The organism is Nocardioides faecalis, from assembly GCF_018388425.1.
Classification (GTDB): domain Bacteria; phylum Actinomycetota; class Actinomycetes; order Propionibacteriales; family Nocardioidaceae; genus Nocardioides; species Nocardioides faecalis.
Genome location: NZ_CP074406.1, coordinates 2,200,726 through 2,221,633 on the forward strand (window position 1 = coordinate 2,200,726; position 20,908 = coordinate 2,221,633).

The following is a 20,908-nucleotide window of genomic DNA, read 5'->3' on the forward strand; positions in this document are numbered from 1 at the left end:
CCGAGCGCTGCCTAGGATCACTGCGTGACACCGCGCTCGAGGGCGTCCCGCTACCTGCGGGCCGTCGGCACCCACCCCTCCGCCGCGCTGCTCATCGCGCAGCTGGTGGCGGTCCTGGCGTACCCCGGTCTCGACGGCTCGGCCGCCGGACGCTCCGTGGTGGGCGTGGTCCAGATGGTCGTCGTGCTCTCCGCCGTGTGGGCGGTACGACGTACGCCGGTGCTCAGCTGGGTGGCCGGTCTGCTCGGGTTCCCCGCACTCGCACTGACCGTTCTCGAGGCGATCTCCCCGCACACCTCGTGGATCGTGCTGGCCTCGGCGGCGTTCCACGCGCCGTTCTACTTCTTCGTCTCCTACGCGATGATCCGGTACCTGTTCCACGACGACAAGGTGACCCGCGACGAGCTGTTCGCCACCGGCGCCGCCTTCACCGTCGTGGCGTGGGGGTTCGCCTACCTCTACGCGGCCGCGCAGGTGATCTGGCCCGGCTCCTTCGTGGGCTGGTCCAGCCCCGAGGGCACCGACCCGCTGCCCTGGTTCGAGCTGCTCTACCTGTCGTTCACCACGCTCACCAGCGTGGGCCTCTCCGACATCTACCCCGTCGTCGACCACGCCCGCTCGCTGGTGATGCTGGAGCAGGTCGCCGGGGTGTTCTACGTGGCGCTCGTCGTCGCGCGCCTCGTCGGGCTCAACGCCATCGCGCGGCGCCGATGACGGAGGGCACTCGACCTCGTTCCTCGGTCGGCGCCCTCCCTCGTTACTTCGTCGCCTCGACCATCTGACGCAGCTCCTTCTTGAGGTCGCTGATCTCGTCGCGGAGCCGGCCGGCCAGCTCGAACTGCAGCTCCGCGGCGGCGGCCTTCATCTGGTCGGTGAGCTCCTGGATCAGCTCGGCGAGGTCGGAGCTGGGCATCCCGGCGAGGTCGGCACCCTCGCCGATGTCGCTCTGACGCAGCCGCGGCGTCGGCGAGACCTTCGGCTTGACCCCGCCGGCTCGTCCCTTCTGCCCGACGTCCGCCCAGGTCTGCAGCAGCTCCTGCGTGGTCTCGTCCTCGCGGGCGAGCATCTCGGTGATGTCGGCGATCTTCTTGCGCAGCGGCTGCGGGTCGATGCCGCGCTCGAGGTTGTAGGCGACCTGCTTCTCGCGGCGCCGGTTGGTCTCGTCGATGGCCGACTCCATCGAGGGCGTGATCTTGTCGGCGTACATGTGCACCTCGCCCGAGACGTTGCGGGCGGCACGGCCGATGGTCTGGATCAGCGACTTGTCGGAGCGCAGGAAGCCCTCCTTGTCGGCGTCGAGGATCGCGACCAGCGAGACCTCCGGCAGGTCGAGGCCCTCACGCAGGAGGTTGATGCCGACGAGGACGTCGTACAGGCCGAGCCGCAGGTCGCGCAGCAGCTCGATCCGTTTGAGGGTGTCCACCTCGGAGTGCAGGTACCGTGTGCGGATCCCGGCGTCGAGCAGGTAGTCGGTGAGGTCCTCGGACATCTTCTTCGTCAGCGTGGTGACCAGCACCCGCTCCTGCTTCTCGGCACGCAGGCGGATCTCGGCGATCAGGTCGTCGATCTGGCCCTTGGTGGGCTTGACCACGATCTGGGGGTCCACCAGACCGGTCGGGCGGATGATCTGCTCCACGACGTCGCCCTGCACCCGGTCCAGCTCGTAGTCGCCGGGGGTGGCGGAGAGGTAGATGGTCTGCCCGATCCGCTCCAGGAACTCCTCCCAGCGCAGCGGCCGGTTGTCCATCGCGCTCGGCAGCCGGAACCCGTGCTCGACCAGGTTCCGCTTGCGCGACATGTCGCCCTCGTACATGCCGCCGATCTGCGGGACGGCGACGTGGGACTCGTCGATGACGAGGATGAAGTCCTCGGGGAAGTAGTCCAGCAGCGTGTTGGGGGCGCTGCCGCGGCTGCGCCCGTCCATGTGCATCGAGTAGTTCTCGATGCCCGAGCAGGAGCCGACCTGCCGCATCATCTCGATGTCGTACGTCGTGCGCATCCGCAGGCGCTGCGCCTCGAGCATCTTGCCTTGGCGCTCGAACAGCTCCAGCTGCTCGGCCAGCTCGGCCTCGATGCCGCGGATCGCGCGCTCCATCCGCTCCGGACCGGCGATGTAGTGGCTGGCCGGGAAGACGTAGAGCTCGGTGTCCTCGGTCAGCACCTCGCCGGTGACCGGGTGCAGCGTCATCAGCCGCTCGATCTCGTCGCCGAAGAACTCGATGCGCACCGCCATCTCCTCGTAGACCGGAAAGATCTCGAGGGTGTCCCCGCGCACCCGGAAGGTGCCGCGGGTGAAGGCGAGGTCGTTGCGGGTGTACTGGATCTCCACCAGCCGGCGCAGCACCGAGTCGCGGTCGTGCTCCTCGCCGACCCGCAGCCGGATCATCCGGTCGACGTACTCCTGCGGGGTGCCGAGGCCGTAGATGCACGAGACGGTGGAGACCACGATGACGTCGCGGCGGGTCAGCAGGCTGTTGGTGGCGGAGTGGCGCAGCCGCTCGACCTCCTCGTTGATGGAGGAGTCCTTCTCGATGTAGGTGTCGGTCTGCGGGACGTAGGCCTCGGGCTGGTAGTAGTCGTAGTAGGAGACGAAGTACTCCACCGCGTTGTCGGGGAAGAGCTGGCGCAGCTCGTTGGCGAACTGCGCGGCCAGCGTCTTGTTGGGCTGCAGCACCAGCATCGGCCGCTGCACCTGCTCGGCGATCCAGGCCGTCGTGGCCGTCTTGCCGGTACCGGTCGCGCCGAGCAGCACGACGTCGGAGACCCCGGCGTTGATCCGCTTGGTGATCTCCGCGATCGCGGCCGGCTGGTCACCCGAGGGCTCGTAGTCCGACTGGACCTTGAAGGGGGCGACACGACGCTCGAGATCAGTGACCGGACGCATGTCTCCAGCGTACGGACCGGCGCCGACAGCCCCGGGTGGGGAGTGGCACCGTGACCGAGCGATAGTCCCTGACGAAAAGCACCGTTGTGCTGACGGATTCCGTGCTTCTCGTCAGGGACTATCGCTCAGAGCAGGGGGCGCAGCGGCGTGAGCAGCATCTCGGTGAACTTGCGGTGCATGTCCCGGGCCTCCCACTCGCCGCTGGTCAGCTCCAGGCAGTGCGACTGGTCGACCTCGAAGATGGCCTCGAGCTCGCGGGCGAACCCCTCGTCGATCACCTCGAGGTTGATCTCGTAGTTGCCCTGCAGGCTGAGCCGGTCGATGTTGGCGGTGCCCACCGTCGCCCAGCGCCCGTCCACGGTGGCGGTCTTGGCGTGCACCATCGCGTCGCGGTACCGCAGGATCCGCACCCCCGCGTCCAGCATCTGGCTGAAGTAGCCGCGCGAGACCCAGTCGGCGACGATGTGGTTCGACTTCAGCGGCAGCAGCAGCCGCACGTCCACCCCGCGCAGCGCGGCGTTCTTCACCGCGTCCACGAAGTCCTGGTCGGGCAGGAAGTAGGCCTGCGTCATCCACACGTTGCGGCTGGCGCGGTTGATCGCCTCGATGTACATGGCTCGGATCGGGAACATCAGCAGCCGGGGCACGTTGCGCTGCACCCGCACCCGCGGCTCCCAGGTGGAGGCGGTCTCCAGCAGCAGGGGTCGCTCCGAGGAGCCGATCCGGCGCCGCCGGTGCAGGTTCCAGAAGTCGGCGAAGGCACGCTTGAGGTCCCACACCGCGGGGCCGGTGATCTTGACGTGGGTGTCGCGCCACTCGGTCGCGTACGCCGAGCCGACGTTGTAGCCGCCGATGAAGCCGACGTTGTCGTCGACCACGAGGATCTTGCGGTGGTCGCGCCCGTAGCGGCGGATGTCGAAGAACCGCCAGCCGGCGCCGTACACCGGGTAGCGCAGGACCTTGACGTGGCCGGGGAACCGCTTGAACGCCGGCGACACCACGAGGTTCGCGAAGGCGTCGTAGGTGCAGTAGACGTCCACGCCTCGGTCGGCCGCGTCGATCAGGGCGCGCTTGAACCGCTCCCCCATCGCGTCGCCCTTCCAGATGTAGGTCTCGAAGAGGATCTGGCTGCGGGCACCCTCGATGGCCTCGAGCATCGCCTCGTAGAGGTCGTTGCCGTAGGTGAAGGTGGTCAGCTGGCCCTCGCCCACGGGCACCGACTCCGGCGGGCGGGTCGGGAACGGCTTGGGCCGCTTGCCGCGCCGGCGGTAGGAGTCGACGAGCGACATCGCGATGGCGACGAGGAACGGGACGCCGATCAGCGCCATCAGGGCCCGGCGCAGCGCCTTCCTCACCCCGGCAAGCGGGTCCTGGTCACCGTGGGCCACACGCGCCAATCTAGAGCACGGCTCAGCCGCGGGCGCCACGGACGCCGAGGTGTCGCCTCGGCGCCATCCGCGGCCCGTGGCGCGGGCGCCGCAGCCCGGCGGCGAGGAGCAGGAACGGCACCCGCCCGCGTTGGGGCCGCCAGGGCTCCAGGTACGCCGCGAGGCCGGCGTCGTCGAGCTCGGTCCCCGTCAGCATCCAGCCGACGTCCTTGGCCACGTGGTAGTCGCCGAACGAGACGGCGTCGGGGTCCCCCAGCGCCCGCTGCCGCACCTCCGCGCTGGTCCACACCCCGATGCCCGGCAGGCTGCACAGCGCCCGGTCGGCCTCCTCGCCACCGAGCCCGGCGAGGCGCTCGAGCGCGTCCGCGTGCCGGGCCGCGGTGACCACGGCCCGGGAGCGGGCGGGGTCGATGTGCAGCGCCAGCCACTCCCAGCTGGGGATGGCGCGCAGCGTCGCGGCGTCCGGGGGCAGCATCAGGCCGTGCTCGGCGCCTGGGCCCGGGGCCGGCTCGCCGTGCCGGTGCACCAGGGCGCGGAAGCCGGCGAACGCCTCGGCACCGGTCACCTTCTGCTCGATGATGCTGGGCACGAGAGCCTCCAACACCCGCGCGGTGCGTCCGAGCCTGAGGTGGGGGCGGCGGCGCCGGGCCTCGGCGAGCACCGGGTGCCGCGGTGAGAAGCCGGACCAGTCGTCGGCCTCGCCGAGCAGCTCGGGCAGCTGCTCCAGCGCCCACTGCGCCCCCGGGCCCCAGGCCCGGGCGAGGACGGAGCCGTCCGGGCGCTGGTCACCGACCGCCAGAGTGACCGGGCCCAGCGGGGTGCGGCTCGCCCGCCAGTGCCAGCCGGCCACCGCGAGCCGGTGCGTCGGGTCGCCCGCACCACGGCGCTGCTGCCGGAGCACGGCGGCGGTCTCCACCACCCGCCCGGGGCGCCAGACGCGCTCGTCGTACCGGCTGTGCACGCCAGCACTGTAGGTCGCGCCGCGGACAGTGCCGCAGCCCGCGCGAGGCAGACGTCGCAAGATCGCGGGGAGACGACTAGGCTCCACGGCAGAACGAAACGGTTTCGTCCACACCTTGGGGCTCTCGGAGGGCAGTTGAGCATCGACACGACACGCGGTCGTCGCGGGCGCCTCGACCAGGAGGCGGTCCTCCGGGCCGCCGAAGTGCTGGTCGACCGCGACGGGTACGACGCCCTCACGATGACCTCGCTCGCCGCCGAGCTCGACGCCCGCGTCTCCTCGCTGTACAACCACGTCGCGAACCTGGAGGACCTGCGGGCCCTCATCCAGGTCCGGGCCATGCGGATGCTCGGTGAGCACGTGCGCGCCGCCGCGATGGGCCACGCCGGTGCCGAGGGTCTGCGGGCGCTGAGCCACGCGCTGCGCTCCTTCGCCCGCAGCCACCCGCAGCGCTACGCCGCACTGACCCGCCCGCCGATCGACCGGGAGGCGTTCTTCAGCGCCGCGCTGGATGCGATCGAGGCGCTGGCGGTCATGGTGCGCTCCGCCGGGCTGCCCGAGGACCGGCTGATCCAGACCGGCCTGGCCGTCTTCGCCGCGCTGCACGGCTTCGTCTCGCTCGAGGTCGCGGGCTACTTCGGCGACCTGTCCGGCACCAGCGGCGAGGTCGACCTGGACCAGGTGTACGCCGAGGTGATCGACGGCGCCGTCACTGCCGCCTCCCTCGAGACCAGCCACTGAGCCTCCCGTGCTGCTCGCCGAGCTGGTCGCCGTCTCCGCTGCGGTGGCCGCGACGCGCTCGCGGACCGAGAAGTCCCGGCTGATCGCCGGGCTGCTCGAATCAGCCTCGCCCGGGGAGCGCTCGCTGGTCGCGCACTACCTGAGCGGCCGGCTCCGGCAGCGTCGTACCGGGCTGGGCCGGCGCGGGCTGCAGCAGCTGCCGGTGGCGGCCGCCGAGGCGAGCCTCACCGTGGCCGAGGTGGACGCGGCCTTCGAGGCGATGTCACAGCTGAGCGGGGGCGGCTCCACCGCGGCCCGCACCGCGCTGGCCGCCGAGATGTTCGGCCGGGCCACCGCCGAGGAGCAGCACTGGCTGCGTGCCGTGGCGCTCGGCGAGGTCCGCCAGGGTGCGTCGGAGGCGGCGGTGGTCGACGCGCTGGCCAAGGCCGCCGACGTCCCCCTGGCGGCGGTACGACGCGCCGCGATGCTCGCGGGCGGCGCCACCTACGTGGTCGACGCCGCATTCGACGGCACCGAGGCGCTGGCGGCCGTCGGCCTGACGGTGGGCCGACCGGTGCTGCCGATGCTGGCCTCCTCGGCGCCCGACGTGGCTGCGGCGCTGGCCAAGGCGGGCGGCGGGGGTGCCGGCGGCGAGGGTGCCGAGGTGGGCGTGGACGCCAAGCTGGACGGCATCCGGATCCAGGTGCACCGCGACGCTGACGAGGTCCGCATCGCCACCCGCAGCCTGGACGACATCACCACCCGGCTACCCGAGGTGGTGGCAGTCGTCCGTGCCCTGCCCGCGCAGCGGGTGGTGCTGGACGGCGAGGCGCTCGCGCTCGACGCCACCGGCCGCCCGCACGCTTTCCAGGACACCGCGTCGCGCACCGCCCGCAGCACCTCCCCGGTCGCAGTGACGCCGTACTTCTTCGACCTGCTGCACCTCGACGGCACCGACCTCATCGACCTTCCTGCCCGACAGCGGTGGGCTGCCCTCGAGGCGTTGGTGCCGCCCGAGCACCGGGTACGGCGCTGGGTCGGCTCCGAGGTGGCGAGCGCGGAGGCGTTCACCGCCGAGGTGCTCGCCGAGGGACACGAGGGGGTCGTGGTGAAGTCGGTGACGGCCCCCTACGAGGCGGGCCGGCGCGGTGCGGCGTGGGTGAAGGTGAAGCCGGTGCACACCCTGGACCTGGTGGTGCTCGCCGTGGAGCACGGCTCCGGGCGGCGCCGAGGCTGGCTCTCCAACATCCATCTCGGTGCCCGCGACGACTCCTCGCCCACCGGGTTCACCATGCTGGGCAAGACGTTCAAGGGCATGACGGACGAGATGCTCGCCTGGCAGACACGGCGGTTCCGCGAGCTCGAGGTCGCCGACGACGGCTGGGTGGTGACGGTGCGTCCGGAGCAGGTGGTGGAGGTCGCCTTCGACGGCCTGCAACGCTCGACCCGGTATCCGGGTGGGGTGGCGCTGCGCTTCGCGCGGGTGCTGCGCTACCGCGACGACAAGCGCGCCGACGTGGCGGACAGCATCGAGACCGTCCGAGCGCTGGCTGCCGGGGACTGACCCTCACCCGGCACGCAGAGTTGTTGCAACACCGAGTTTCACGAGCCGTACACTGACCTCATGGTCACCCCCGCGAGCGACGGACGCCGCCGCGCCGCTGCGGCCCGCCGCCGGGCGCGGCAGGCCGAGATCATCGCCGCGACCCGGCAGATCTTCGACTCCAAGGGCGTGCGCGACGTCCAGATCGAGGAGATCGCCAGCGCGGTCGGCATCAACCGCGCGATCGTCTACCGGCACTTCACCGGCAAGGAGGAGCTGTTCGCGCTGACCCTGGTCGGCTACCTCGACGAGCTCCACGAGCTGATCGTGCAGGCCGCCGACAGCGCCACCGACCCGCGCGAGCGGCTCGCCGCCATCGTCGGCGCCTTCGTCGACTACGGCGTGGCGCACCCGGCGTTCGTGGACTGTGCCCAGACGCTCATGGTGCGCCCCGGCGAGGAGCTGCTCGAGGAGATCGCCGAGGGTGCGCTGTTCCGGCTCGGCCGGGCGATCACCTCCTGCCTGACGGTGCTCTCCGACGTGCTCACCGACGGCGTCGAGCGCGGCGAGCTCGCGCTGACCGAGGACCCGGTGCTGCTGGCCAACGCCCTCTACGCCAGCGGGCTGGGCGCCCTGCAGCTGGCCCGGCTCGGCATCCTCGTGCACGAGGTCGCGCCCGGGGTGCCCACCGTCGGCCAGATCTCCGCCGAGCAGGTGCGCTCCTACCTGGTCACCTCCGCGCTCGCACTCGCCACCGCCGGCAACCCCACCGGTTGAGGCACGCCCGCCCGCACTCTCGCTGCACGTCTGGCGGCACGTTTCGCGGCACGGGACGCGGCACACGATGAGCGTGTGAGCGCTCCCTCCGTTGTACCGAGTCCCACCAACCACCAGGTGATCGCGCTGTGCGCGAGCCTGGTGACGCTGCCGCTGCTGCACCTGGCTCTCAGCACCGACCGCTGGCTCGTGCTGGCCGGCGCCGTCCTCGTCGGCGTCCTCGTCGGGGCCGCCCTGGGGGTCGCGCTCTGCCGGCCGCACCTGACGCGGGGACTAACCGAGGGCATCGCCGCCGTCACGACGTTCTGGGCGATCAGCCTGCCCGCGGCGTGGCTGCTCGGTTCCGGTGCGAGCCCGCTGACGCTCACGCTGCTGGTCGGCGTGCCTGCGGCGGCCGTCACGGCAGCCGCCTCCGCCCTGCTGTGGGGCAGCGACCCGATGACCGATGTGATCGTCTCCAGCGTCGTCACCGCGGTCGTCGTGCTGCCGCTGGTCGCCTGGATCGCCGGGCTGAACCTGGTGCACGACCGCGAGGTCGCGCACGACGAGGCGCGAGTGGCCGCCGACCTGGAGAGTGCCGGACTGCGGCCCTGGCTGCCCGAGCTCGACGGCTTCACCCGCGACGACGACCAGCGCACCGCCGGCAGCTTCGCCGGCGATCCGTCGTACACGCTGGACTATCACCCCGACGACGCGGACGAGAGCGACAGCCGCAGGCTCGTCGTGCGGGTCTCGCCCGCCGACCCCGAGGGCCTGTGCCCGGCCTCCCGTCCCCAGTGCGAGGTCGAGGAGGGGTACGCCGTCGACGGCACCCGCGAGCGGCGGGTCGTCGTGCAGCGGGGTGGCGGCCGCCTGGAGGTCGACCTCGCCGACGCCGTCGGGCTGTCCGAGCGCGAGGTCGCCGGCGCCCTGCTCGACGCGGAGCTCTCCGACTGGCACACGGTGCTCAACCTGAAGCGTGCCGAGTAGGCCGCCGACAGCTCGACCGACCCGCGCGAGCGGCTCGCGCGAGCGGCTCGCGGCCATCGTCGGGCACCCCGCCGGCTGAACAGGTTTCACCGGACCGGCGCTGGCCAGGATGCGCTCCGTGACCGGAATCGAGACATCCGCCGCGCCTGCCGCCGTAGCAAGCTCGCACCGCACCGTCGCGGCGTGCGTCGGCCTGGCACTCACCCCGCTGCTGCACCTGGCGCTCACCACCACGCGCGGGTCCGGCGTCGCGACCGCCGTGGCCTCGGGCACCCTCCTCAGCGTCGTGTTCTGTGCCCGGTGGTGCCGGCCGCGGCTGAAACGAGGTGTCGCGCTGGGACTCGGTGCCGCCACCTGGTTCTGGGCACTGAGCCTGACCGGCGCCTGGTTGCTCGGGTCCGCCTCCAGCACCCTGACGACCGCCGTGCTCGTCGGCCTCCCGGCCACCGCGCTGACCGCGCTCGCCTGTGCCCGGGAGTGGGGCCAGGACCCGGAGAAGGAGGCGCTGGAGTCGCCGGTGGTGTGCGCCGTCGTCATCCTGCCGCTGGTCACCGGCATCTGCGGCCACCAGCTCGCGCGGGAGGAACAGGTTCGCCGAGCCGAGGCGCAGGTGGCAGCACAGCTCGAGAGCGCGGGAGTGCGGCCATGGCTGCCGGAGTTCGACGGCTACGCACGGACCGAGGGCGGGCGCACCTACGGCGACGACGAGTGGGACACCTCCACGTACTCGCTCGGGTTCGCGCCCCGTCGTCGCGACCCGCGCGGTCCGGAGGACCCCAGCGACCTCCACCTCTATGTCCAAGTACGCACCGCCAACCTCGAAGGGGAGTGCGCGGGGCTCGGCGAGGGCTGTGAGTACCACGACGACTACGCCGTCAACCGGGCCGGGCACCTGATCGGGATCGGGACCTCCCTCGAGACCAAGATCGAGACCGAGGTCATCGTGACGCGTGGCGGCAGCGAGCTGGTCGCCACCCTCCCCCTGGCCGGCGACCTCAGCGAGGAGGAGGTGGCGCAGGCGCTGCAACAGGCGCGGCTCGTCGACTGGAGCACCGTGCTGCGGCTGGAGGTTCGCTGAGCTGCCACACCATGAGCGAAGCGCCCTCCCGTCCGGAGCCGGGAGGGCACTTCGATGTCAACGGAGGGTACTCAGCGCTCCAGGATCGCCACGACGCCCTGGCCGCCGGCGGCGCAGACGGAGATGAGCGCGCGGCCACCGCCCTTGGCGGCGAGCAGCTTGGCGGCATTGGCCACGATCCGACCGCCGGTGGCGGCGAACGGGTGGCCGGCGGCCAGCGAGGAGCCCTTGACGTTGAGCTTGGCCCGGTCGATGGAGCCCAGCGGCGCGTCCAGGCCGAGGCGCTCCTTGCAGAAGACCGGACTCTCCCAGGCGGCCAGGGTGGAGAGCACCTGGGAGGCGAAGGCCTCGTGGATCTCGTAGAAGTCGAAGTCGCCCAGCGTCAGGCCGTTGCGCTCGAGCATTCGCGGCACGGCGTAGGCGGGTGCCATCAGCAGGCCCTCGGCGCCATGCACGAAGTCGACGGCGGCGAGCTCGGAGTCGACGAAGTAGGCCAGCGGCTCCAGGCCGTGCTCGGCCGCCCACTCCTCGGAGCCGAGGAGGACGGCGGAGGCGCCGTCGGTGAGCGGGGTGGAGTTGGCGGCGGTCATGGTCGCCGCCTCGCCCTTGCCGAAGACCGGCTTGAGCTTGGCGAGCTTCTCCAGCGAGGAGTCGGGGCGCAGGTTGTTGTCGCGCTCCAGGCCGCGGAACGGCGTGACCAGGTCGTCCTGCCACCCCTCGTCGTACGACGCGGCGAGGTTGTGGTGCGAGGTGACCGCCAGCTGGTCCTGGGCCTCGCGGGTGATCTGCCACTCCAGCGCGGTCAGCGCCTGGTGCTCGCCCATGGACAGCCGGGTGCGGGGCTCGCCGTTGGAGGGGATCGCCAGGCCGATGTCACCGGGTCGGATGGTGGCGAGCACCGCGAGCCGGTCCTTGGCGGTGCGGGCGTTGTTGAGCTGGATCAGCTTCTTGCGCAGCTTCTCCCCGATCGCGATCGGGGCGTCGGAGGTGGTGTCCACGCCGCCGCCGATGCCGGAGTCGATCTGGCCGAGCTTGATCTTGTTCGCGATGTAGTTGATCGCCTGCAGCCCGGTGCCGCAGGCCTGCTGCAGGTCGATGGCGGGGGTCTCGGGCGCCAGGCGGGTGCTCAGCACGGCCTCGCGGACCAGGTTGAAGTCGCGGCTGTGCTTGAGCACGGCACCGCCGGCGACCTCACCGACGCGCTCGCCCTCGAGCCCGAAGCGGGCCACGAGCCCGTCCAGGGCCGCGGTGAGCATCTCCGCGTTCGAGGCGGTCGCGTAGGCGCCGTTGGACCGGGCGAAGGGGATGCGGTTGCCGCCGAGGACGGCGGCGCGGCGAACAGTCTCAGTCATGGGCCCATCCTGACCCGCGGGCGGTAGCAGCAGAACCCTTTGAGGGCGACGTCACGAAATATGGACTCCGAGTTACACATCTAGTTACATTCGAGACCATGAGCGACAAGTACCAGGCCTTCACGACGTCCCCCCTCGGCCGGATCCTGGTGAAGAACCTCGGTCTGCCCGACCCCGCCCCCCTCGAGCGCTACCGCGAGGGCGACCCACTCGTCAGCGGCACCGTCCTGGTGGGCGGCACCGGCCGGCTGGCCGAGTCGCTGCCCGGCCTGCTCGACGAGCTGGGCGTGAGCAACACCAGCGTCGCCGACGACGACACCCGGTTCAAGGGCCTGGTCTTCGACGCCACCGGCCTGAAGGACACCACCACCCTGGTCGCGCTGCGCGACTTCTTCACCCCGGTGCTGCGCCGCCTCGAGCCGTCGGCCCGCGTGGTCGTGCTCGGCACGCCGCCGGAGCTGACCCGGGGCAGCGAGCGGGTCGCCCAGCGGGCACTCGAGGGCTTCACCCGCAGCCTCGGCAAGGAGATCGGGCGCGGCAGCACCGTGCAGCTGGTGTACGTCGCCGAGGGCCAGGAGGCCGCGGTGACCAGCACGCTCGGCTTCCTGCTCTCCCCCAAGTCCGCCTACGTCTCCGGCCAGGTGATCCGGATCGGCGCCCACGGCGACGCGACGACCACCAGCGTCGAGGACTGGACCAAGCCGCTGGCCGGCAAGGTCGCCCTGGTCACCGGCGCCAGCCGTGGCATCGGCGAGGCGATCGCGCGTGTGCTGCACCGCGACGGCGCCACCGTCGTCGGGGTCGACGTGCCGCAGGCCGCCAGCGAGCTGCAGCGCCTGATGAAGGAGCTCGACGGTGACTGGCTCACCCTCGACATCACCGGCAAGGACGCGCCGCAGCGGATCGCGCACCACCTGCAGACCAAGCACGGCGGCGTGGACGTCGTCGTGCACAACGCCGGCATCACCCGCGACCGCAAGCTCGCGAACATGGCGCCCAACGACAAGGGCGACCGCTGGACCTCGGTACTCGCGGTCAACGTGACCGCGCCCGAGCTCATCACCCGGGAGCTTCTCGAGCAGGGCGTCATCAACGCCGGTGGCTCGATCGTCGGCGTCGCGTCCATCGCCGGCATCGCGGGCAACGTGGGCCAGACCAACTACGCCGCCTCGAAGGCCGCCGTCATCGGTCTGGTCGACAGCCTCGCCGACGAGCTCACCGACGGCATCACCATCAACGCCGTCGCACCGGGCTTCATCATCACCCAGATGACCGCCGCGGTGCCGTTCGCGACCCGCGAGGTCGGCCAGCGACTCAACGCCATGGCGCAGGGCGGCCTGCCGGTCGACGTGGCCGAGACCATCGCCTGGTACGCCAACCCCGCCTCCTCCGGCGTCAACGGCAACGTGGTCCGCGTCTGCGGCCAGATGATGCTGGGGGCCTGAGATGGGCGCCCCCGACTCCCCCGGCCGCGTCGAGCACGTCGACGGCGCCGGTGGCCTGGCGACCATGGCCAAGGCGGCCCTGCCGGCCGTCCCCGGCGTGAACCAGCTGCCCGGCATCAAGAAGACCTCGCGCACGCTGCCCGACCTCGAGCTGCGCCGCGACGACGTCGAGGTACGACGCGACGAGGTGGACCGCTACGCCGAGGTCTGCGGCTTCCCCCGGCGCGACACCGCGCCGGTGCCGTACCTGCACATGCTGGCCTTCGGCCTGCACATGGCGATGATGACCGACGCCGCGTTCCCGTTCCCGGCCATCGGCTCGGTGCACCTGGAGAACACGATCGCCCAGCACCGGCCCGTCGCGATCGGCGAGCGGGTCTCGCTGGGCCTGCGCGCGGCGAACCTGCGCACCAGCACGAAGGGCCGCGCCTGGGACATGCTGGTCACCGGCACCGTGGGCGACGAGGTCGTCTGGGAGTCCACGTCGACGTACCTGCGCCTCGGCGGCGGGGACAAGGAGCACGGCGACCGCGGCACCGAGCTGGCGCCCGTCGAGGCCCGCGGCGCGGTCTGGGAGGTGCCGGAGAACACCGGGCGCCGCTACGCGGCGGTCTCCGGTGACCGCAACCCGATCCACCTCTACCCGCTGACGGCCAAGGCGCTGGGCTTCAAGCGCCACATCGCGCACGGCATGTGGAGCAAGGCGCGGTGCATCGCGGCACTGGAGAACCGGCTGCCCGACGCCGTGCAGGTCACCGTGGCCTTCAAGAAGCCGATCTTCCTGCCGGGCAAGGTCCGCTTCGGCGCCGCGCGGCGCGAGGACGGCTACGGCTTCACCCTCGTCGACCCGCGCACCGGTGCGCCGCACCTGCTCGGGCGCGCCACCGCGCTCTGAGGTGGGGCTGCCCGGTCAGTACTGCTGCGGCTTGTCCGGGCGCGGCCGGATCAAGCCCTCCTGCGCCACGGTCGCGACGAGCGTGCCGTCCTGGGTGAAGATCCGGCCCAGGGCGAGGCCGCGGGCACCGCTGGCCGAGGGCGACCACTGGTCGTAGAGCCACCACTCGTCGGCCCGGAACGGCCGGTGGAACCAGATGGTGTGGTCCAGCGACGCCATCTGCACCTTGGTCGGCCCGGTCTCCGGGTGCGCCGACAGCGCGGCGCCCAGCAGCGAGACGTCGCTGGCGTAGGCGAACATCGCGAGGTGCTCGCTCACGTCGTCAGAGAGCTGCCCGGCGACGCGGATCCACACCTGGGTGCGGGAGGGGTGCATCGCGTCCGGCTCGAGGCCGAACGCGGAGTTCCCGAGCCAGCGCACGTCGAGGGCCGCCCACTCCCGGCCGAGCCCGTCGTCGGCGCCACGCTGGGTCATCAGCTCGACGAGGTCCATGCCCTCCTCGGGCGCCTTGACCTCCGGCATCACGTCCTGGTGCTCGAGGCCTTCCTCGAGGCGCTGGAAGCTGACCGTCTGGTAGTAGATCGCCCGGCCGTGCTGGCGGGCGAGGACGCGGCGGGTGACGAACGACTTGCCGTCCCGGATCCGCTCCACGTCGTAGATGATCGGGACGTTGTAGTCGCCGGGCAGCAGGAAGTAGGAGTGCAGCGAGTGCGGGTGCATGCCCTCCTCGACGGTGCGCATCGCTGCGATCAGGGCCTGCGCGGCCACCTGCCCGCCGTACACGCGCTGGCGCACCGTGTCGGGCTGGGTGCCGCGGAACAGGTCGGTGTCGAGGCGCTCGAGGTCGAGCAGGTCGACCAGCTTGCGGGTGGCCTCCCCCGGCGACCCGCCGGCCCCGTCCTCGGCCCCGTCCTCGGCGCCGGCGTACGCGGTGGCGTCGCTCATCAACCCTCCTTGCGGCCGGAGCCGCCGTTGTCGTCCGGACCCTCCAGGCCGGCCAGGAACTGCTCGAACTGCTGCCCGATCTCCTCACCCGTCGGCAGCGGCTCGTCGTCGGCGAGCAGGCTGCTGCCCTCCGCCTCGGCGCGCGCGAACGTGTCGTACTGCTGCTCCAGCGCGGCGACCACGTCGGCGACCTCGGCGTTGGCGGCCAGGTAGCGGCCGATCTCCTCCTCCCGCTCGGCGGCGAGCGGAGTCAGTTCGGCGAGGTCGATGGTCAGTCGCGCGGCGAGCTCGACCTGCTCGAGCAGCGCGATGGTGGCCGGCGGGTACTCCAGCTGGGCCAGGTAGTGCGGCACGTGCGCGACGAACCCCTGCGCGTCGAGCCCCCACTCGCCGAGCCGGACCTCCAACAGCGCCTGGGCGCTGCTGGGCACCCGCAGCTCACCACGCCACAGGCCCTCGCCGACGAGGAGGTCGGGGTTGTTGGCGTGGTGGGTGATCGCGATCGGGCGGGTGTGCGGCACCGCCATCGGCACCGAGCCGATGGAGACGACCAGGTCCACACCGAGACGCTCGATGACCTCCCGCACGCCCCGGCAGAACGCCTCCCAGCGGGTGTCCGGCTCCGAGCCGTGCAGCAGCAGGTACGGCGATCCGCCGACGTCGTGCAGCAGCCGGACCACCAGCCGCGGCGGCTCGTAGCCCTCGTAGTGGTCGCGCGCGAAGGTCATCGGGGGCCGCCGGGCGCGGTAGTCGTGCAGCTGGTCCACGTCGAAGGTGGCGACCACGACTCCCCCGCCCTCGGCCGAGGAGGCTCCGGTGCGCGCCAGGTGGCTGCACGCCAGCGCACCGGCGCTGCCGGCGTCGAGGAAGCCGTCCAGCGCGACGATCATCGGCAGGTAGGTGACGTCGTCGAGCTCGGGCACCTCGTCGACGATGTGCACCACGCGCGAGGCAGGGCCGGGGTGCTGCGCTGGGGAGGTCACGCGCCAAGCGTAGTGGCGACGCTGCGGTGGCCTGGGGTGTGGCCTGGGGTGTGGCTCGGGGCGTGGTGGCTCACGCGCCGTACGTGGCCTGCAGCAGCGCCACGCCGCGCTGCACCAGCTCACGCGAGGAGAGCCCGAGCACCTCGCGCAGCGCGGCGTCGGTGCCCGTGCCGGTGGCGGTGCGGTCCAGGAGCATGAGCAGCGCCTGCTCGCCGTGGTTGCCGGCGACGTACTCGCACACCCACCACGACACCGCGTACCAGCCCGTGGCGTCCGGGCCGGCGAACTCCGCGGCACCGGGAAGGTCCACCGCGCTCGCCGCGACCCGCAGGGCGTCGTCGTTGACGCCGCGGCGCGAGCGGTCCACGGCCTGCACCGAGACGTACTCGGCGATGCCCTCGCTCAACCACAGCGGCGCACCCAGGCCGCGCCCGCGCAGCGCGACGTGGGTGAGCTCGTGACGCACCAGCCGGCCGAGCACGCCGTCCGGCTGCGCCAGCACCCGCGGATTGAGGAAGATCCGGTAGGCGGCCACGGGCGCGTCCGGGTCGCGGGCGTCGCTGGGCACGACGATGCTGAGCCCGTCGGCGCGATCGGCGTCGCCGACGGTCTGGTCCGCCAGTCCGTGCAGGAACGTCGGGTCGGTCAGTGCGTAGACCACCACCCCGGCCCCGTCGGCGGCGCTGTTCCCCGCGGCGTCGCCGGCCGCCCCCGGCCCCAGCACGTCACGGACCTCAGAACGGCCCGCAGCGACCGCGTCCAGCACCCGGCCGGCGTCGCGGCGGGTGCTGTCGTCGAAGATCCCCAGCACGCCGGCCCGCTCGAGGACCTCGATCGGCCCGAGGTCCCAGGGCTGGGCGTTGCCCGGGTTCGCCTGCTCCCAGTCGGCGTCGGTGGTGGAGGCCACGACGAGGCGCCGGCCGTCGGGGGTCGGGGTGAACCGGAACCGGTCGCGGGTGCGGACCGCCGCGGCGTCGTACCCCTGGAGGCGGACGGTCGTCAGCACCTCGGCCCAGTAGTCCCCGCTGCCGTCTGGGTTGTCGGGGTCGCCGGGGTCGGCGGCGGGCACGATCGTCTCGGGCAGCACCTCGAAGGCCAGCTCACCGAGCGGCAGCGTGGCCAGGTTGTCGTAGTAGACCTGCTGCTCGGCGAGGAAGGCGCGGTCCGTGCGGGCGAGGGTACGACGGAACCGGGCCCGGTCGCCCTCGCGCAGCGAGGCGGCGCGGGCGCTCAGGGTGCGCTGCACCAGTGCGGCGACGTCGGCGGTCCGGGGCCCGGACTGCTCGACCGGCGGCGGGTCGTGCGAGCAGCCGGCCAGCAGCGCCGGCGCGCCCAGGGCCGCGATTGCGGCGAGGGTGCTCAGCAGGCGGCGCGGGGGCACGGACCGCAGGCTGCCGGACGGTCGTGGCCGACGGTGCGGGCTGCGGTCGGCCTCAGCGTGTCCCGTCCGCATCGAGCAGCGTCCGGGGGTCTGCGGCGTCCGGTCCGTCCAGGCCGGCCTCCCCGGCGACCTCGTGCAGCACGTCGAGCGCGATCGCGGAGGCGGTCAGTCCGATCTGCTCCAGGATCGCGCCGCGCTTGGCGTGCTCGAGGAACTCCTGGGGGATGCCGTGCACGCGCACCGGCGTGCTCACCTTGGCGTCGGCCAGCGTCTGCAGCAGCACCGCGCCGACACCGCCGACCCGGCCGTTGTCCTCGATGGTCACCACCAGGCGGTGGTGGCGGGCGAGCTCGACGAGGGCGGGGTCGACGGGCTTGACCCAGCGCGGGTCCACCACGGTCACGCCCACGCCCTGCGCGGTGAGGCGGGAGGCCACGTCGACGCCGACGCCGGCCATCGAGCCGACCGCGACCACGAGCACGTCGCGGGCACCCTCGCGGACCAGCACGTCGCAGCCGCCCACCCGGTCGATGGCCTCGATGTCCTCGGGCGGCGGGCCCTTCGGGAACCGGACCACGGTGGGCGCGTCGGCGACCTCCACGGCCTCGTCCAGCAGCTCCTGCATCCGGGTGACGTCGCGGGGCGCGGCCATCCGCAGTCCGGGCACCAGCTGCAGGAGCGACATGTCCCACATGCCGTTGTGGCTGGCGCCGTCGTCGCCGGTCACCCCGGAGCGGTCGAGCACGAAGGTGACGCCGCAGCGGTGCAGCGCGACGTCCATCAGCACCTGGTCGAAGGCCCGGTTGAGGAAGGTCGCATACACCGCGAAGACGGGGTGCAGCCCGCCCATCGCCAGGCCGGCGGCCGAGGTGGCGGCGTGCTGCTCGGCGATGCCGACGTCGAAGGTGCGCTCGGGGAAGCGGGCCTGGAACCGGTCCAGCCCGACCGGGTGCATCATCGCGGCAGTGATGGCGACCACGTCGGGGCGCCGCTCACCGATCCGCACGATGTGCTCGGCGAAGTGGTCGGTCCAGATCGGCCCCTTGGGCTTCTCCGTACCGGTCTGCACGTCGAACGGGCCAGGCGCGTGGAACTGGTCCGCCTCGTGCCGCTCGGCGGGGTCGTAGCCGAAGCCCTTGCGGGTGATCGCGTGCACGATCACCGGGCCGCCGAACCGCTTCGCCTGGCTCAGGGCATGCTCCATCGCGGCGCGGTCGTGGCCGTCGACGGGACCCACGTACTTCAGCCCGAGGTCCTCGAAGAGCCCCTGGGGCGCGAGGGCGTCCTTGAGACCCTTCTTCATGGCGTGCAGCGCGTCATACGCCGCCGGGCCGACGCCGGGCACGGCGTTGAGCCGCTTCTTGACCTGCTCCAGCAGGGTCTCGTAGCGCGGGTTGGTGCGCAGGCTGGTCAGGGCGTTGGCCAAGCCGCCGATCGTCGGAGTGTAGGAGCGGCCGTTGTCGTTGACCACGATCACCAGCCGGCTGCCGTGCTGGATGGCGATGTTGTTCAGCGCCTCCCAGGCCATGCCGCCGGTCAGCGCGCCGTCGCCGATCACCGCGACCACGTGCCGGTCCTCGCCGCGCACGGCGTACGCCTTGGCCAGGCCGTCGGCGTAGCTCAGCGCGGTGGAGGCGTGGGAGTTCTCGACCAGGTCGTGCTCGGACTCGGCCTGGCTCGGGTAGCCGCTCAGCCCGCCCTCGCGGCGCAGCGTGTCGAAGGAGGCGGCGCGGCCGGTGACGAGCTTGTGCACGTAGGACTGGTGGCCGGTGTCGAAGACGACCTTGTCCCGCGGGGAGTCGAAGACGCGGTGCACGGCCAGCGTCAGCTCGACCACGCCCAGGTTCGGCCCGAGGTGGCCGGTGTTGGTGGCCACCGTGCGGATCAACAGGTCCCGGATCTCGGCCGCGAGCTGGGTCAGCTCGTCCTCGGAGAGGGCCCGCAGGTCGCGCGGGCTGGAGATCTTGTCGAGGACAGGCATGGCCCGAGTCTAGGCGGTGGCAGGTCGTGGGCCGTGATCGCCGGCGGGCCCCCACCGGGGCGCTCAGGGCAGCAGATCCTGGTAGTACGGGGAGTTGAGGAGCTCGGGAAGGATGTGCGCGGCGGCGACGGTCAGCGGCAGCCCGACGGCCTCGGCCGGGTCGACGAAGAGGATCCGGCGGCCCTCCCCGACGGTGATGTCCGCGTCTGTGGCGTCGGTGCGGGCGACGTACACCCGTACCTCGTCGTCGGTGCCGTAGGCGGCGTGGAAGACGGTGAACTGCTGCCACAGCCGCAGCGCGGGCGGCGCCAGGCGCAGCCCGGTCTCCTCCTCCAGCTCGCGGTGGGCGGCCGCCTGCGAGGCCTCCCCGTCGTCGACGTGGCCGCCGACGAAGCCCCACCGCTCGGGATCGATGACCGGGTGCTCGTCGCGCTCCTGCAGCAGCACCCAGCCGCGGGTGTCGATCAGGACGACCGAGGCGAAGCGGGCCATCAGACGTTCAGCCCGCCGTCAGGCGACCCGGGCTGGCCCGGCTTGCCCGGCTGGCCCGGCTCGGGCAGCTCGGCGGGGTCCGCTCCCCCGTGGCAGGAGGCGAACGGCTCCGGGGCGGTCTCCCCCGCACCGTAGGCGTCGAGGAACAGGCGGATCCGGGGGTCGTCGGCGCCGGTCAGGGCCAGCTGGCGGCCCCAGACGGTGATCACGACGGGCGCGTCCTGGTCCGGGTAGGGCGACATGATGCCGTTGTCGGGCAGCAGGCCGGCGAGCGCGTCGACCTCCTTGCGCTCCAGGTCCTCGGGCCGGTAGGTGATCCACACCGTGCCGTGCTCCAGGTCGTGCACGGCGTAGACCTCGGGCACCGGCTCGTCGTACACGCCGCACTCCAGCCACATCGGTGCGTGCTCACCGCCCACCGGCGGCGACTGCGGGTAGTCGAAGCCCTCACCGATGCGCAGGTGGGCGTTGCTGAGGTCATCGTGCTCGGTGACCTCGCTCAGGTCGACCGGACCCGCCCGCTCCGCCTCGTCGTCGGCGAGCAGCACCGGGACCAGCACGGCGGCCGTGAGCACGAGCACCGCGGCGAGCACCGCGAGCACCACCGGCAGCACCAGCCTGCGCCGCGGGCGGGGAGCCGGGGCGTAGGGGGTCGGGTACGCGCCCGGGTACGGCGCCGGGCCGCCCCATGGAGGAGGTGTCGGTCCCACCGGCGGCGGGGGCGGGCCCACCGGTGGCGGCGGGGGCGGCGCGGCGGGCGGGACGGGCGGCTCGGTCACTGCTCGAGCGCCTGCTCGACGCGCTCCACCTTGGCGCTCAGCTCGCCGGTGAAACCCGGCCGGATGTCGGCCTTGAGCACCAGCGAGACCCGCGGCGAGACCGCGGCGACGGCGTCGACAGCGCGCTTGACGACCGCCATCACCTCGTCCCACTCGCCCTCGATGTTGGTGAACATCGCGTTCGTCTCGTTCGGCAGCCCGGACTCGCGCACGACGCGCACGGCGGCCGCCACCGCCTCCGAGACGCCGCCGGTCTCGTCGGCGGTCGAGGGGCTGATGCTGAAGGCGACGATCATGACGACCACGCTATCCGTGACGGCGAACGGCCCGCCCCC

19 protein-coding genes are annotated in these 20,908 nt (G+C 72.4%); 8 read left to right on the plus strand and 11 right to left on the minus strand.

What is annotated here, in order from left to right:
- Positions 1-24: 24 nt before the first annotated feature.
- On the plus strand, positions 25-714 hold the full coding sequence (locus KG111_RS10210) for a potassium channel family protein (protein WP_249666074.1): 690 nt from the start codon (positions 25-27) through the stop codon (positions 712-714).
- Between the two features lie 43 nt (positions 715-757).
- Here the strand turns inward: KG111_RS10210 and uvrB are convergent, their stop codons facing one another.
- The 3 genes from uvrB to KG111_RS10225 form a co-directional block, all read right to left on the minus strand.
- Positions 758-2,884: an excinuclease ABC subunit UvrB gene (gene uvrB, locus KG111_RS10215; protein WP_240195830.1), complete on the minus strand. Its 2,127-nt coding sequence runs from the start codon at positions 2,882-2,884 to the stop codon at positions 758-760.
- Between the two features lie 125 nt (positions 2,885-3,009).
- A complete protein-coding gene (locus tag KG111_RS10220) occupies positions 3,010-4,272 on the minus strand; it encodes a phospholipase D-like domain-containing protein (RefSeq protein WP_249666075.1) in 1,263 nt (420 codons plus the stop codon).
- Positions 4,273-4,294: 22 nt separating this feature from the next.
- Positions 4,295-5,233 carry a DNA-3-methyladenine glycosylase family protein gene (locus KG111_RS10225; RefSeq protein WP_205291905.1) on the minus strand — a complete coding sequence of 313 codons (939 nt, stop codon included), beginning with the start codon at positions 5,231-5,233 and terminating at the stop codon, positions 4,295-4,297.
- Between the two features lie 135 nt (positions 5,234-5,368).
- Between KG111_RS10225 and KG111_RS10230 the strand changes: the two genes are divergently transcribed.
- The 5 genes from KG111_RS10230 (at position 5,369) to KG111_RS10250 (ending at position 10,320) form a co-directional block, all read left to right on the plus strand.
- Positions 5,369-5,974, plus strand: coding sequence for a TetR/AcrR family transcriptional regulator (locus KG111_RS10230; RefSeq protein WP_205291904.1), 606 nt, complete (start codon positions 5,369-5,371; stop codon positions 5,972-5,974).
- A 7-nt stretch (positions 5,975-5,981) separates the two neighbouring features.
- Positions 5,982-7,517 carry an ATP-dependent DNA ligase gene (locus KG111_RS10235; RefSeq protein WP_205291903.1) on the plus strand — a complete coding sequence of 512 codons (1,536 nt, stop codon included), beginning with the start codon at positions 5,982-5,984 and terminating at the stop codon, positions 7,515-7,517.
- Between the two features lie 60 nt (positions 7,518-7,577).
- Complete coding sequence (locus KG111_RS10240; protein ID WP_205291902.1) at positions 7,578-8,273, plus strand: TetR/AcrR family transcriptional regulator; 696 nt, start codon at positions 7,578-7,580, stop codon at positions 8,271-8,273.
- Between the two features lie 75 nt (positions 8,274-8,348).
- Positions 8,349-9,242: a hypothetical protein gene (locus KG111_RS10245; RefSeq protein ID WP_205291901.1), complete on the plus strand. Its 894-nt coding sequence runs from the start codon at positions 8,349-8,351 to the stop codon at positions 9,240-9,242.
- 118 nt (positions 9,243-9,360) lie between these two features.
- The gene (locus KG111_RS10250; RefSeq protein ID WP_205291900.1) at positions 9,361-10,320 is read left to right on the plus strand and encodes a hypothetical protein; all 960 of its coding nucleotides are present in this window, start codon (positions 9,361-9,363) and stop codon (positions 10,318-10,320) included.
- Positions 10,321-10,391: 71 nt separating this feature from the next.
- On the opposite strand, the gene KG111_RS10255 is transcribed toward KG111_RS10250, so the two are convergent.
- A complete protein-coding gene (locus KG111_RS10255) occupies positions 10,392-11,672 on the minus strand; it encodes an acetyl-CoA C-acetyltransferase (RefSeq protein WP_205291899.1) in 1,281 nt (426 codons plus the stop codon).
- A gap of 98 nt (positions 11,673-11,770) precedes the next feature.
- On the opposite strand from KG111_RS10255, the gene KG111_RS10260 reads away from it, so the two are divergent.
- Both KG111_RS10260 and KG111_RS10265 read left to right on the plus strand, forming a co-directional pair.
- Positions 11,771-13,117: a 3-oxoacyl-ACP reductase gene (locus tag KG111_RS10260; RefSeq protein WP_205291898.1), complete on the plus strand. Its 1,347-nt coding sequence runs from the start codon at positions 11,771-11,773 to the stop codon at positions 13,115-13,117.
- Between the two features lies 1 nt (position 13,118).
- Positions 13,119-14,012, plus strand: coding sequence for a MaoC/PaaZ C-terminal domain-containing protein (locus tag KG111_RS10265; protein WP_205291897.1), 894 nt, complete (start codon positions 13,119-13,121; stop codon positions 14,010-14,012).
- A gap of 15 nt (positions 14,013-14,027) precedes the next feature.
- On the opposite strand, the gene KG111_RS10270 is transcribed toward KG111_RS10265, so the two are convergent.
- From KG111_RS10270 to KG111_RS10300, 7 genes are all read right to left on the minus strand, one after another.
- Positions 14,028-14,957, minus strand: coding sequence for an acyl-CoA thioesterase (locus KG111_RS10270; protein ID WP_205291896.1), 930 nt, complete (start codon positions 14,955-14,957; stop codon positions 14,028-14,030).
- Positions 14,957-15,940, minus strand: coding sequence for a proteasome assembly chaperone family protein (locus tag KG111_RS10275; RefSeq protein ID WP_249666076.1), 984 nt, complete (start codon positions 15,938-15,940; stop codon positions 14,957-14,959). The genes KG111_RS10270 and KG111_RS10275 overlap by 1 nt, the downstream gene beginning before the upstream one ends.
- 70 nt (positions 15,941-16,010) lie before the next feature.
- Entirely contained in the window at positions 16,011-17,321 is a 1,311-nt protein-coding gene (locus KG111_RS10280; RefSeq protein WP_205291895.1) for a gluzincin family metallopeptidase, read from the minus strand.
- 52 nt (positions 17,322-17,373) lie between these two features.
- On the minus strand, positions 17,374-19,302 hold the full coding sequence (gene dxs, locus KG111_RS10285) for a 1-deoxy-D-xylulose-5-phosphate synthase (protein WP_205291894.1): 1,929 nt from the start codon (positions 19,300-19,302) through the stop codon (positions 17,374-17,376).
- Positions 19,303-19,365: 63 nt separating this feature from the next.
- On the minus strand, positions 19,366-19,794 hold the full coding sequence (locus KG111_RS10290) for an NUDIX domain-containing protein (RefSeq protein ID WP_205291893.1): 429 nt from the start codon (positions 19,792-19,794) through the stop codon (positions 19,366-19,368).
- Positions 19,794-20,408, minus strand: a complete 615-nt coding sequence (locus KG111_RS10295; protein ID WP_205291892.1) for a thioredoxin-like domain-containing protein — start codon at positions 20,406-20,408, stop codon at positions 19,794-19,796. The genes KG111_RS10290 and KG111_RS10295 overlap by 1 nt, the downstream gene beginning before the upstream one ends.
- A gap of 161 nt (positions 20,409-20,569) precedes the next feature.
- The gene (locus KG111_RS10300; RefSeq protein WP_205291891.1) at positions 20,570-20,869 is read right to left on the minus strand and encodes a thiamine-binding protein; all 300 of its coding nucleotides are present in this window, start codon (positions 20,867-20,869) and stop codon (positions 20,570-20,572) included.
- Between the last annotated feature and the right edge of the window lie 39 nt (positions 20,870-20,908).

Coding starts and splice junctions, on each gene's coding strand:
- dxs (WP_205291894.1), bottom strand. CDS start 19,302: ATGCCTGTCCTCGACAAGATCTCCAGCCCGCGCGACCTGCGGGCCCTC.
- KG111_RS10265 (WP_205291897.1), top strand. CDS start 13,119: ATGGGCGCCCCCGACTCCCCCGGCCGCGTCGAGCACGTCGACGGCGCC.
- KG111_RS10290 (WP_205291893.1), bottom strand. CDS start 19,794: ATGGCCCGCTTCGCCTCGGTCGTCCTGATCGACACCCGCGGCTGGGTG.
- KG111_RS10240 (WP_205291902.1), top strand. CDS start 7,578: ATGGTCACCCCCGCGAGCGACGGACGCCGCCGCGCCGCTGCGGCCCGC.
- uvrB (WP_240195830.1), bottom strand. CDS start 2,884: ATGCGTCCGGTCACTGATCTCGAGCGTCGTGTCGCCCCCTTCAAGGTC.
- KG111_RS10255 (WP_205291899.1), bottom strand. CDS start 11,672: ATGACTGAGACTGTTCGCCGCGCCGCCGTCCTCGGCGGCAACCGCATC.
- KG111_RS10260 (WP_205291898.1), top strand. CDS start 11,771: ATGAGCGACAAGTACCAGGCCTTCACGACGTCCCCCCTCGGCCGGATC.
- KG111_RS10300 (WP_205291891.1), bottom strand. CDS start 20,869: ATGATCGTCGCCTTCAGCATCAGCCCCTCGACCGCCGACGAGACCGGC.
- KG111_RS10270 (WP_205291896.1), bottom strand. CDS start 14,957: ATGAGCGACGCCACCGCGTACGCCGGCGCCGAGGACGGGGCCGAGGAC.